This is a genomic window from Sphingobacterium yanglingense (assembly GCF_004363245.1).
GTDB lineage: Bacteria > Bacteroidota > Bacteroidia > Sphingobacteriales > Sphingobacteriaceae > Sphingobacterium > Sphingobacterium yanglingense.
Genome location: NZ_SNYV01000020.1, coordinates 110,029 through 123,783, shown reverse-complemented (window position 1 = coordinate 123,783; position 13,755 = coordinate 110,029). Strand labels below are relative to the sequence as shown.

At 44.0% G+C, this 13,755-nt stretch carries 8 protein-coding genes; 3 read left to right on the top strand and 5 right to left on the bottom strand.

Going from position 1 to position 13,755, the window contains the following annotated elements:
* Positions 1-2 precede the first annotated feature (2 nt).
* The 5 genes from CLV99_RS22825 to CLV99_RS22805 all read right to left on the bottom strand — a co-directional run bounded on the left by CLV99_RS22825 (position 3) and on the right by CLV99_RS22805 (position 7,775).
* A complete protein-coding gene (locus CLV99_RS22825; RefSeq protein WP_133586843.1) occupies positions 3-1,064 on the bottom strand; it encodes a cyanophycinase in 1,062 nt (353 codons plus the stop codon).
* Positions 1,065-1,074: 10 nt separating this feature from the next.
* Entirely contained in the window at positions 1,075-2,496 is a 1,422-nt protein-coding gene (locus CLV99_RS22820; protein WP_133586842.1) for a RagB/SusD family nutrient uptake outer membrane protein, read from the bottom strand.
* A 38-nt stretch (positions 2,497-2,534) separates the two neighbouring features.
* Complete coding sequence (locus CLV99_RS22815; protein ID WP_133586841.1) at positions 2,535-5,978, bottom strand: SusC/RagA family TonB-linked outer membrane protein; 3,444 nt, start codon at positions 5,976-5,978, stop codon at positions 2,535-2,537.
* A gap of 41 nt (positions 5,979-6,019) precedes the next feature.
* Positions 6,020-7,138: a FecR family protein gene (locus CLV99_RS22810; RefSeq protein WP_133586840.1), complete on the bottom strand. Its 1,119-nt coding sequence runs from the start codon at positions 7,136-7,138 to the stop codon at positions 6,020-6,022.
* Between the two features lie 73 nt (positions 7,139-7,211).
* Positions 7,212-7,775, bottom strand: coding sequence for an RNA polymerase sigma factor (locus tag CLV99_RS22805; RefSeq protein ID WP_133586839.1), 564 nt, complete (start codon positions 7,773-7,775; stop codon positions 7,212-7,214).
* A 237-nt stretch (positions 7,776-8,012) separates the two neighbouring features.
* Between CLV99_RS22805 and CLV99_RS22800 the strand changes: the two genes are divergently transcribed.
* From CLV99_RS22800 to CLV99_RS22790, 3 genes are all read left to right on the top strand, one after another.
* A complete protein-coding gene (locus CLV99_RS22800) occupies positions 8,013-8,609 on the top strand; it encodes an RNA polymerase sigma factor (protein WP_133586838.1) in 597 nt (198 codons plus the stop codon).
* 78 nt (positions 8,610-8,687) lie between these two features.
* Positions 8,688-9,863 (top strand): FecR family protein, encoded by a 1,176-nt coding sequence (locus tag CLV99_RS22795; protein WP_133586837.1) that lies wholly within the window; start codon positions 8,688-8,690, stop codon positions 9,861-9,863.
* Positions 9,864-10,084: 221 nt separating this feature from the next.
* A complete protein-coding gene (locus tag CLV99_RS22790) occupies positions 10,085-13,744 on the top strand; it encodes a SusC/RagA family TonB-linked outer membrane protein (RefSeq protein ID WP_162850198.1) in 3,660 nt (1,219 codons plus the stop codon).
* The last annotated feature ends 11 nt before the right edge of the window (positions 13,745-13,755 follow it).

The window sequence follows — 13,755 nt, the reverse complement described above, 5'->3', positions numbered from 1 at the left end:
ATTTAACGAGCCGACTGACTCCAGTTTCCATTTACAACTGACCACCAGTATTTTTCCCAACCTGCCGTACTAGCAGGTTCAAATGTGGTCATATTGAACTTATTATTTGTTGCTGTTCCAGCGATTGCAGTCACTTCTATGGCCTTTCCTCCATTATTCCAAGTTACTGGCTTACCATCCTCAAATACCTCCGCCTTCTTACTACCATCAGTTTTTAAGAAAAAAGCCCTGTTAGTACCTAACACTTCAGCCATTCCGTTCGCATCAATACAGACCGCAGTCTTTTCATCTACCGCAATACCATAAGGTGCCTTATTCCAATCCTTCATGATACGCCCTAAGAACACGGCAGATCGTCCTTGCCGGTCACGTTGGGTAAAATGCTGATCCGTGATTACGTTTTGTAAGAAAGGAGCTTTCAGCAGATCATCTCTTCCTATACTAATTCTTGGTCCATAAGGATTCACCAACGCATCAGCCGATTCCACACCACCTCTTTCCGCACTGAAATAGTAGTTACCTAGAATAGCCGCACCAGCACTCGTCCCTCCGACCGGCACCTTTTTCTCTGTCAGCAGATAATTAATAGCCGCCATCGTTTTCGTTCCTTTCCAGTACCCCACATAATCCGCCTGATCCCCACCTGCGATAAAGAGCATCTCCGCATTCCGGATGATATGTGCCACCCCCGCATCATCAGCGAGTTTGCGCGAGTCTATTTTTAATGTTTCCACCGAATTGACTGTACCCAATCCCTTAATATAAGCGTTATAAGCATCCGTACCTGTCGCTCGAATCACGACAACATCCCCACCACCACTACGGGCGATCATCCACTTTAGGGCTGCATCCACATCAGCTCCCCCACCCATGATGACGACTCCCGCTTGTGTTGAGGTAGTCACATCAGCGGTATCTCCGACAATACCTATAGAAGCTGGGCGCGCCACAGGTTTAGTCGGCTTTGGTGCATTCGGATCAAACGGGTTAGGTGTATTGTCCTTCCGACAAGAAGTAAACAGCGACATTGCACCAAATACAACAAGAAAACCAATATTTTTCATAATCCCCCTTCTATTTACCACCGTAATTTGGATTCTGTTCCATACTCTTATTAACCTTCATCTCCTCTGCTGGGATCGGGAAGCAATATTGAGCAGCCGTAGGCTCCAATTTTATCGCTCCCACCGTATTAATAGCATCCTGTGCCGTACGCTCTACAGGAAGACCTCTTCGCTTCAGATCAAAAAATCGATGTCCTTCAAAAGCAAGCTCCTTAAATCGCTCATTATAAATAGCATTTAACAAGCTTTGTTTGTCCACGAAATTCTGAGCTATATAATTATAGATACGCGCAGCCCGCAGATCATTGAGGTCTTTAGCTCCTGCAGAAAGAGCTGTCGCACCATTACCCTTCTCCAACTCTGCCTCGGCACGTATTAGATACATCTCAGCGGTGCGAAAGAGCTTGATATCGGCCAGGCCACGGTAACCCGCCTTACCTCCGGTATACTTTTCAACCGAATATTGGGATTTTCCAGTAGGCCGATTTGCATCATATTTGATATAGCTCACAAAGCGGACATCATCATTACGCTGTACCGTAGTTCCAAATAGATTGATTAGTTTGAAGGATGGAGCATATAGTACAATATCCCCTGTCTCCCGATAAAAAGCAGCGCCAACCCGGGATTCTCCGATCAAGCGGGGCAACCTCCACACCAGTTCTGCTTGGCTTTCATCCTTCCATATCTTCCCAAAATCATTCTTCGGAGCCAACGGTTCCTTCGCAATTACTTCTGTGGCAAAACTCGATGCTTCGTCCCATTTTTTGGCATATAATGCTACCCGTGCCTGAATCGCTGATATTGCCGTTTTCGTGATACGGCTATTATCACTAAATCCATCCGGCATCAGCTCCTTTGCCGCTTTCAGATCGGCAAAAATATCGTCAAAATTAGACTGTACTGTAGGCCTTCCGGGATAAGTGACCTCATATTTTTTCATGTAAGGGACACCCATTCCATCCGGTGCATAAGAGGACGCATAACCCCTTAGGAGTTCAAAATGACTGTAAGCCCTCAAAGCGAGTAGTTCAGCCTGATATTGATTCAAAAGATTCTGTTCGCCCGAGCCAATACTAAGTTTTGGAATGGCTTCTAATACTAAATTGGCTCTACCAACAGGCATATACAAGTCATAAAAAGCAGACGTGACAGACCCCGACGATGAGTCATAAATCCATCGGTGTGAGGAGGTATTAGAGACTGTATTCTCTGTAGGGAGCATTGCTTCATCAGCCACAACAGCGACTGCATCAATCCAGCCCGAGTTTAGTACAGCATAAGCCCCCAAAACTCCCATATTTACATCTTCCAGATTACGGAATGCTTTACTGGCATCGATCTGATCTACCGGAGGTAGATCCAACTTGCTACATGACTGCAAAACAGTACCTGACAATGCGAGTAAAACAACTATATTTTTGATATTCATAACGCTCTAAATTATCTCATGAACTCGTTCAAGTCCGGTTAAAAATTAACATTGATACCTGCTGTATACTTTCGGGCATTCGGGTACTCAAACCGCCCATATTGTCGATTATTTTCAGGATCCAGCCCTCGCCATGTCGTCCAGGTAAAGAGATTCTGTCCCTGCACGAAAATATTGGCTGTTTTAAAGATAGTTTTCCCAAATAACGAAACCGGAATGCTATAATTCAACTGCAGATTCCGCAAACGCATAAAGGACGCATCCTGAATATCCTTGGACGTAAAATTACGAGGAACATCTACCCGCTGTAGTACTGCAACATCGCCAGGTTTTTTCCAACGGTCGTACAACATCCGTTTACTCTGATTACTCGTCATGTACGCCTGATTCTCGATATAGAAATCGATATTATTCCAGCGATCAACATTTGACACAAAAGACAACAATGCACTCAGGGTTAAATCCTTCCAACGGAAGTTCGTTGTAATCCCTCCCGTAAATTTAGGAAACCGACTTGCAGACAACGGCACAGATTGCCCATCCGAATCGTAGACATTCGTGATCGAGCCATCCCTATTGTAATATTGTGCATCTCCATTTTCAGGATTCACCCCTGCCCATTGCGGTCCGTAATACGTGCCATAAGGGAGTCCGACCTGTATAATTCGGGTATCACCATCCATCAACACGTCCGAGACATCACTAACCCGCAATATCTTATTCTGGTTATACGCACCATTTACGCCTACATTCCAAGTGATGTCCTTATTCTTTATAATATCTCCATTCAACGCAAATTCGATCCCCTTGTTTCCCATTCTTCCTGAACTCAACGGAATCGTAACCCCTGCACCCATCCCAGCTGTCGCAGAGGGTTGCAGATCTAAGAACATATTCTGGGTTATTTTATTATAATAATCGACCGTCAGGTTTAATCGTTGACCACGAAAAAGCCCGATATCAAATCCGGTATTAAACTCATTGACATATTCCCAATCCGAATCGGGATTTGCCAGATTTGCAGGACGAATTCCTTGTTGACCTCCGTAGGATGTATTCACAGAGAACAACGACATATGGCCAAAACTAGAGACTAGTGGACTTGCTGTCTGCCCGTAGCTGGCCCGCAACCTTAGTACCGGTATGAATTCATTGTCACGTAAGAAATCCTCTTGTTTTGCATCCCAGGCAGATCCAAAGGAATAAAATCCATGCCAGCGATTTTTACTCGGCACGGAAGCCAGAGAAGCTCCATCATAGCGGTAGCTTCCTGTCACAGTATATTTATTATCATAAGTATAACGCCCGACCCCCATATAAGATAATAGAGCGGTCGCATCCCGACTTCCATTCAAGTCAGGAAGAAAAGCGGGGCTTACCGTAATCGCTTTCGGTGATTCCGGAAGACGATCATCCAACCCATAGCCTGTATAACCAAATGCTTTATAATTACTCTGGATATATTCGAAGAATCCCGATACTTCAAAATCGTGCAAATCAATCGTTTTGTTGTAGGTCAGACCAGACGTAGACACCAGATTAAAATTCCTATTGTACCCTTCGCCAAACGAACCTTTCTTCCCAAATTGATTCTGTCCGATATAAGAAAGTGGATTAACGAATCCCTGCAACTCAGAATTTCTAAAATCAACACCCGCACGGGTAGACACTTTCAAGCCAGGCATGATTTCATATGCCATATTCAGGCCCAATATCGTTTTAAATTGATTCGTTTTGTCGGAGGTCCCATACAACACATCAACCCCTCTGCTACCTTCGCGCGTATCATAGAACGGATGGTCTGTATCGGTCGCATAAAAAACCCCATCAGCCGTATATGGATACTCATAAGGAAGCGCATAATAAACCGATGCCATAGGCGATCCGACTCCTGTCCCTCCCTCATTATACGTAGCACGGGAGTTCGAATAGCCTAAGCTTAGATTTATCCCAGCAGTAAACCTACCATAATTCATATTGGTATTGCTCCGCAAGGTATACCTGTTCATTCCGGTCTCTTTGACAATACCATCTTCATTCCACAAGCTCAACGAATTATAGGTCTGCACATTTTCGTTACCTCCACTTAAGCTGAGCTGCTGCTCCATAAAACGTCCATCCTGAAAGAACAAATCCCGCCAATCGGTATCCATAATCCGCAAACTATCCAACGCTTGCATAGCATCCTTCTGCCATGCTGCAGACTGTGTATTATAGTTGGGCTTTCTTGGAGAGAGTCTCCATCCAGGGCCTATATCCCGGCCTGTCTCCAGTCCGACCTCTTCCTCAAAGCGGAGCCGTTCTTTGGAATCCATCATTTCAAAAGCCGTCCTCGTCAATGTGGAGAAGCCATACTGCGAGCTATAGTTAACATTCAATCCTCCTTTTCTTCCCTTTTTCGTCGTTATTACCACCACACCATTTGATCCCCGGGAGCCGTAGAGCGCTTTGGCCGAAGCATCCTTTAAAACATTCACGTTTTCAATATCTTCCGGGTTGATTGCCTGAAACGCGTTCCCTTCAATAGGCACCCCATCCATTACATATAATGGCGTTGTAGTCCCCCGAATAGACCCTATTCCCCTTATCACTACAGCAGCACTCTGCCCCGGTTGCCCAGAACTCGACACCACACTCATACCCGGTACTTTACCTTGAAGCACCTGGTCCAAAGATCCCATAGGCACCCCTCCAATATCTTTCGCTTGTACCGAAGCTGTAGCACTTGCGCTTTTACCTTTTTTATAATCGGTATAACCGGTTATAACAACCTGCTCAATGAGGTTATCATTAGCCTGTAATACAATATTCAAATTTCCACCTCCCACTTTAACGGTTTTAGAGAAATAAGAAATATGGGAGATAATCAGTTCGTCCCCTTCTTTAGCATCGATGGAAAAAGCTCCACCACTCGTGGTCGATACCACTGCTTTCCCCCCTTTTACCGTAACTACCGCTCCGAGAATAGGATTTCTCGATTCGTCAACAACCTTACCGGTCTGTTGTTGATGTTGCGAAGTACGATATACCGCACCCGTATTAACTGGGGCTGCCCTCTTAATAACCACCGTCTTATTCACTATTTCGCACTCCAGACCATACGGAGCCAAGATCGACTCCAATGCTTGATTGAGGTCAGTATTGTTAAAAGATACACCTCTCCTTTTGAATTCGGCCACATCCACATCTTTATAAAAAAAGCTGTAACCGGACTGCTTCTCCATCTGTTGGAAAATCTGTTTAATAGACGCCTCTTTGAGATTCAAGGTTATCTTTTGAGCCTGAATCGGCATAGGCATTTGGAGTAGGGCTGTCGATAGCAGAACAACAGAAAGTCGCGTTTTCCAACTCCCTTTTGCAGGATATACCTTTTGGATTTCCCCTAACAAATTCCCTTGCGAATACCATTCTTGTCCCCGCCTCGTCGCCAACGGCTCTGTCGACTCCAATTCTCTTGGTCGAGCTTTAGTGTACTTTTTCATTAGGTTAATTAGTTATGTTAGTAATATATAATTTAGAGTGACTACTTCTGGAATTCGATTTCTTTATACTTGAGTTTATTCTCTCCTATTTTAAAGTGAATTCCAGCCACCTGGAGTACCTCCAGAATCTCTGCCAGGTTCATTCGTTGACTTATCTTACCACTAAAGCGCTCTTTAGAGCCCCCTACATCAGACTTTATCTTCAAATCGTACCAGAGGCTGAGCTCTTCCATAATCTGGTTGGGCGTCGCATTATGGAATACAAAATATCCATCCTTCCACGCGCTATATTCCGAGGCGTCTACCGTTTTCTTTTGCAGCCTATCGCCAACGACGATAACCTGCTCATTAGGCAATAGAGAGATCTTTTCGGCTCCACGCTCCAGCTGTACGCTACCTTCCATCAATGTCGTCCGCTGTGTTCTATCCCCATACGCTGCTATATTAAAATGCGTCCCTAGCACCCTCACCTTCTGATCAGCAAATGCCACCACAAAAGGTTGCTTATCGTCTTCTGCGACTTCAAAATATGCTTCTCCCTGCAAACGCACATTGCGCTCAGGTCCCACAAATCGAGATGGAAAGGAAAGCTCACTTTTGGCATTCATCCACACCCTGGTACCATCAGGAAGGTTTATTCTAAATATATTACCTCTGGGGGTAGTCACAATATTATTGACAACCGCATCCGATGAAGCATTATAGATCAGCTCCCCGTCTATAATGGCCTGAGAACCGCCTATAGTGCGGTTAGTTCCACTGTCCGGCGAAAGCAGAACCACTTTACCATCTTCAAATGTCAATCGGATAGAATCCTGCACAGGCATGATCTGTGCAATAGCATCAGCATCCAGTTCCTTATAGCTATTGTTTGTGTAGTAACGGAAGCCCCAAGCAGCGATCCCCACTACCCCAATAACCATTGCAACACGTAGTAGTGGCCTTAGATAGGTTACGGTAGATTTTGGAGATTCATTTTTTATACTTTTCAGTAAGCGTTTACGTATTTTTGCTCTACTCCGCTCCTGTTGTAGAGGATCGGGTATAACTTCCCCCTCCACCGAATCGAACCAAGTGCTCAGCGTTTTAAATTCTTCCGGATTTTCAAATCCATCAAAATAGGCCTTTCGTATATTTTTATTCTTTTCTGAAAGAGGCATATCAGGTATTATATGGGTTACTTACTATATAGTGCCTCAAATTAAACCCAGCACCTACGCGGAAACACAAAAATTAGAGATATAAATACAAAAAAGCATAAAACCCACTGGTTTTCAATCGAATTCTTTTTATCGCCTTATTGATCTGGTTCTCGACCGTGCTTTTAGACAAGCCATATTCCATCGCTATTTCGTCAATAGTCTTGTGATTGAATCGGCTCTCTTTAAAGATAAGTTTGCATTTCTCGGGCAGATTTTCGATTTCTTCATGTGCCAGATCGAGTATGTATCGGTAGTGTAGCCGATCTTCCAGTGGGGGGTCTGGCAATATCAACTCGATATTTTCCATATCCATATGGATGCCTTTTTCCTTATCAAGGTATTTGAAGGTCAGGTATCGCGCACCGCTCATTAGGTAAGCAGACATATTCAGCACCTCGTGGATTCGGCTTCTATTCTTCCATATACTCAAGAATAGGTCGTGCACAATATCCTCTGTCGCCTCGACTTGTTGGATTTTACGGTACACCTTATTATATACCTGCTGCCAATAGCATTCATAAAAATCGGCAAAAGCATGCTGATCACCAGCCGCCAACCTTTCAATCCAAGAAGGGTCGCTCATTGCTTTAGCCATATTATAACTGAATAGATAATCACAAACCTACATAAATTCACTTTTATGCGCAATATAATTGCACCGCGATATCAAAACCATTTTCTAGCCCTACTTAACTTACTTCCATCCCCAAACCTTACTTTTATTCCCTCCTTTGGTTTTACCGCAGCAGATGTTATATTTGCTTATTCACAGCTAACCATTCTACTTATAGTATCCTATAAATAGCCTTCTTTAGCACATTGAACTGGATAAATGACCCTGCTGGACAACGATAGCGAATTAGACTACCTGCACCGACTTCGGAACGGAGACCAGCGCGCCTTTATTTATTTCTATGACATCTTCAAACTGCCCATTTACCGCAAGTTGCTCAAGATGGTGCGTATTAAACACCTCGCTGAAGAACTGACACAGGATGTATTTGTACGCATATGGGACAAAAGAGCGTTGATCGATCCCGAGCAATCTTTCAAATCCTATCTTTACCGCATCGCTCAACATATACTCTATGACTTTTACCGTAAGGTGGCCCGCGATGAGCGTCTTCAAGACGAGATTAGACTATTGGTCCTCAACGAACAAAACCCTACCGATGATTGGCTGTTTCTAAAAGAAACCCAAAACATCTTAGATCAGGCTATATCGAGCCTGCCCGAGCAGCAGCGACAGATTTATACCCTCTGCAAGATGAAAGGCAAGTCTTATAAAGAAGTGGCTCTAGAACTTGGTATTTCGGTACACACCATTAGCACCCACATGACCCGCGCCTCAAAAAAGATACAAGAATTTATGACTAAGTATCAGAACCTTATCCTCATAAGCGGAATTTGTTCTACATTTTTCAAATAATTTTATCGCTACTTGTAGTGATTCCTTCTTTTCAAAACGTAATAGCATTATAGACCCTAAATTTTATAAGAGCTAACATTGGGAAAGAATAACCACATCCGATCACTATATCACAGGTATATCAATGGAAAGACATCGGTCAAGGAGACAGATGATCTATTCAAATATTTTGACGTTTCTTCGGAAGAGGACCTCAAGCAACTGATCGATACCAGCTTCGACACTGTTGAAGAAGACATATCTCCCGTTACGGTTTCCGAGGAGCAGGTATTGCATCGTATTGATGAGTCTATACACAACCATATACAGCTTCACCAAGACGGACACAGTCCTGCCATCCGCAGACGCTTCCCGATCCTGCGCTGGTCCGCAGCTGCAGCCGTCTTTATCGTGGCCGGATGGGCAATAGCACATTGGGGACTGACCACCACTCCAACATACCCCTCAGACACAAATACCGTTGTCAACGACCCTTCACCAGGTCGCACACAGGCCACGCTGACCTTAGCCGACGGCCAGCTTATCGAGCTAAAGGAAAATGAAGAGGGAATCACCATCGTGGACAATCAGGTCAAATACGCCGACGGATCACCTATTGCGGATAGTCCTCTGGCAACCAAACTGAACACCATCAATACCCCTCGAGGTGGGCAATACCGCATCACATTGCCTGATGGTACCAAAGTATGGCTCAATGCAGCTTCCACCTTACGGTATCCAGGCCGATTCCTCACCAATGAACGTGTCGTAGAATTGGATGGCGAAGCATACTTTGAAGTTTCAAAAGCAATAGGTAAACCATTTAGAGTTGTCAGTAGACAACAGGTCGTACAAGTATTAGGCACATATTTCAACATCAACAGCTATCCTGACGAGCCGTCCATCAAGACCACACTATTGGAAGGTGCGGTCAAAGTGACCTCTGCCGACAAGCTCCGTTCGGTCACCCTATCCCCGGGCAAGCAAGCCGTTTTGACGGAAGAGGAGCTACATACCCGTGATGCAGATACAGATGTGGTAATGGCCTGGAAGAATGATGACTTTATCTTTAGAGGCCAGAATCTACAGACCACCATGCGCCAACTGGCACGCTGGTACGATGTAGAAATAGCCTATGCTAGCACTGCACCCGTGCACCTCAAAATAGGAGGAAGTATATCCCGAAAAAACAGCCTATCCAGCGTACTGAAGGCAATGGAATCGACCAATAGCATCGCATTTGAATTCGATGGAAAAACGATACTAGTCAAATAAAAAACCGAATTAAAGATGAAACAAAAAAGAGGGCCATAACGCTACTATAATTCCCAAAAAACCGGAAGTGCTCGTAACACGCCCGGTTCTATATTGGAATATCGAAAAAAATTGCAAGACACAATTTACTAACTAATTATCCCATTCAAATGTATAAATTTTTTATTACAAAATACGGGGGAAGGGACTCCTATGCCTCGATTGGAAGAGTAATCCGAATTATGAAACTATCCGTACTTTTCTTGCTTATAGGCATTTTTCAGTTACAGGCGGTCACACTCGCACAGCGGATATCGCTTCGTGCCGATCGTATTTCGCTAGAACGAACCTTTGGAGAAATCAAAAAGCAGACAGGTTATGATTTTGTATATGACGAATCATTGATCAAACAAGTAGCTCCTTTGAATCTAAATATTCAAAACAAAAGTCTGGACGAAACACTTCAGCATATCTTAAGCGCCCACCAACTGTCCTACAGCATTACGGACAAAATCGTAACTGTAAAACGCAAAGAATCCAAAAAAGAGGCTATTACCACCGATCAACGCCAACAAGGAATCATCGTCGGTACTGTACTGGATGAAAAGGGCAATCCACTAGTAGGTGTAACCATCGTGATCGAAGGCAAAGACAAAGGCACACAGACCGATAGCAAAGGGGGTTTCCGCATCGAAGCTGCAATCGGTGATCGTCTCAATTGCAGACTATTAGGTTACTACCATGAAATAAAATCGATAGACAAATATGGATCGGGGATTATCGTCGTGTTAAAAAACCGCGTAGAAGACTTAGATGCTGTCAATGTGGTCAACACAGGCTATCAGAAAATCTCCAAAGAGCGTAGTGCGGGGTCGTATTCAAATCCCGATATGGCTGTTATTGCCGACCGTTCGAGCAGTATGAACATCCTGCAGCGATTAGATGGGCTCGTACCGGGACTAACTGTCAATACCGCTCCTGGGACCAACAACCCTTTATTAATTCGTGGTCTATCCACTATTGGAATTGAAGGCACATACGGTGATTACCAAGGCACTAACCGTAATCCGCTGTATGTTGTGGATGGTATCGCTATAGATGACATATCCAACATTAACCCTCAAGACGTAGAGAATATTACCGTTTTAAAAGATGCTACTGCGGCTTCTATTTGGGGTGCAAGGGCCTCCAATGGTGTAATCGTTATTACCACCAAAAAGGGTGGTTTTAGCGAGCGGCTACATATCAACTACAATGCCTTTATGAATTTTCAAGGAAAGCCCGATCTAGACTATATTCCTACCCTATCCAGTGCACAGTTTATACAAGCGGCTAAAGAAATGTTTAATCCTGTACTCTATCCCTGGTCACAGATCTCGGCCTCTACTGGCTCCGGCAGCTCAGGAATAGCTCCGCATGAGCAGATATTATACGACCAATATCGGGGAATTATCACGCAGGCACAGGCAGATCGCAGTCTTGATAGCCTATCCTCTCTCAATAACCACCAGCAGATCAAAGATTTATTCTACCGCAATGCCTCGGTTATGAACCATTCTTTGTCACTACGAGGAGGTGGTCAAAAACATTCATTCTACGGGTCTGCAGCTTATACCAATACTGTATCTCCTCGGCCAGGCGAAGCCAATGATACTTACAAGATCAACCTTAGACAGGATTTCAAGTTCAATAATTGGCTACAAATGTACCTGATCACCGATTTGACTAACAATACCTCTTCGGCAAAACGTACACAGACCATAGATTATCGTTTTTATCCTTACCAACTATTCAAGGATGCCAATGGCAATCCAATTGCCACACCATATATCGGCTATGGTAGCGAATCGGTTCGTGCCAACTGGGAAAGCCTAAGCGGTGTAGATCTCAATTATATCCCCTTAAATGAAATGGACTATGGTTTCACGAAAAATAATGGTTGGAATGCCCGCATTACTACCGGTGCTAAAATAGATCTATATAAAGGGCTGCGCTTTGAGGGGGTTTATGGCTACATAAAAGGAACCAACAGACGCACATCTTATGATGATGCCAAAAGCTATCTAAACCGCACAGAATTGGCCGAGTTCACTACAGTTCCCTCTCCTGGTGCAGCACCAAAACACATTCTCCCCACTACAGGTGGCACCTATAGTGCTTATCAGAACAACATGCAGAACTGGACCGTGCGCAACCAGTTAATCTATGACCAAGACTGGGCAGACAGAATGCACCAGCTTACTATATTAGTAGGTCAAGAAGCACAGAGCCAGCTTTTCCTTACAAACGAAAGCAAAGTGAGAGGTTACGATCTCGACCTGCAAACCTACGCCTACCTCGACTACGAAAGACTACGTACTAGTGGAGTAGCAAATCCCGTTATTGCGAACAACCTAGGCAAGAGTATATTATGGGATGTCCCTTTCCGCCAGACCGAGACCGAAATACGCTTTACTTCTTACTATGGTAATTTAGGCTATACCTTAAATCGCAAATATACCCTAAATGGTAGCTGGCGGGTTGATAAGAGTAACTTGTTCGGGATGGACAAGTCTGCCCAAAATAGACTGGTATGGAGCGCTGGAGCAAAGTGGATTCTTAGCGAAGAAGAGTTTGCAAAGAACTGGAATTGGACAAACAACCTTGCCTTACGTGCTACCTATGGTATTACCGGAAATTCTCCACTCCCAGGCACAGCTTCTTCTTATGATATATTGATGGCACAAAACAGCGGATTCTTAATGAATGGAAAAGGCCTCCGCATCGCAACAGCTGCTAATCCGAAATTGACCTGGGAGTCTACCAAAACGCTCAATTTAGGCGTTGATTTCTCTATTTTGGACAGTAGGATCTTTGGCTCCATTGATTGGTATGGCAAGAAAACAGAAAATCTTCTTGGCATGATGACCGTCAACGGTTTCACTGGCTACTCCAGTATCGTGGGCAATTATGGGGACATGCAAAACAATGGCATTGAATTCAACATTAATTCAATAAATATTCGAAAAAATAATTTTTCGTGGAGCACAGGCTTAGTACTAGCCTACAATAAGAATAAAATCACCCAACTTAACGACCCTACCGCACTTACGACTGGAAGTCAAAAAATTAACGCTTCATATGCTACTGGTTATTCTGCGTTTTCCTTATTCGCTTACGAGTATGCAGGCTTAGATAATATAGGGGACCCACAGATCCGTCTCGCTGATGGTAGTATTACTAAAACTCGTAGCGTTGCTACACCGGAAGACATTCTTTATATGGGTACCTTTCAGCCTATATGGAGTGGAGGACTGACCAATACCTTTAGATACAAAGATTTCACACTAGCCGCCAATGCTTCCTTTAATCTAGGGCATGCTATGCGTAGAGATGTAGGCCCAAATCATATTTTGGAAGGCTACTATGCTGGTCGGATGACAAAACACAGAAATGTCCTTAGTGGAAGTAGTCAATCAGGATTTACTGGAGGACAGTTACATCCAGACTTCTTAGACCGTTGGAGAAAACCAGGAGACGAAGCTTTCACCAATGTGCCGGCTTACGTTCCAAATCAATCAGAAAGTGATTCTAGAAGAGATGCCGATTATTATAGAAAAGGGGATATCAACGTAGTAAGTGCTTCCTATATTAAATTACGCGACATCACGCTGTCTTATCGTCTTCCAGAGACCGTATGCCGTAAGATAAAGACCGATGATATCAGTTTACGTCTACAGGTATCTAATATCATGCTCTGGAAAGCGAACTCCTATAATATAGATCCTGAGTTTCACGACGCTCATAGCGGACTCCGAACACCAACCGCGTCTCAACTTTATGCCGTAGATCAGATGGTGCATACTCAGAATTATCGCTTTGGACAGGGATCGGTTACGTTTGGAGTAAATGTCAATTTTTAACAGACTATTGG

Coding starts and splice junctions, on each gene's coding strand:
- CLV99_RS22825 (WP_133586843.1), bottom strand. CDS start 1,064: ATGAAAAATATTGGTTTTCTTGTTGTATTTGGTGCAATGTCGCTGTTT.
- CLV99_RS22820 (WP_133586842.1), bottom strand. CDS start 2,496: ATGAATATCAAAAATATAGTTGTTTTACTCGCATTGTCAGGTACTGTT.
- CLV99_RS22815 (WP_133586841.1), bottom strand. CDS start 5,978: ATGAAAAAGTACACTAAAGCTCGACCAAGAGAATTGGAGTCGACAGAG.
- CLV99_RS22810 (WP_133586840.1), bottom strand. CDS start 7,138: ATGCCTCTTTCAGAAAAGAATAAAAATATACGAAAGGCCTATTTTGAT.
- CLV99_RS22805 (WP_133586839.1), bottom strand. CDS start 7,775: ATGGCTAAAGCAATGAGCGACCCTTCTTGGATTGAAAGGTTGGCGGCT.
- CLV99_RS22800 (WP_133586838.1), top strand. CDS start 8,013: ATGACCCTGCTGGACAACGATAGCGAATTAGACTACCTGCACCGACTT.
- CLV99_RS22790 (WP_162850198.1), top strand. CDS start 10,085: ATGAAACTATCCGTACTTTTCTTGCTTATAGGCATTTTTCAGTTACAG.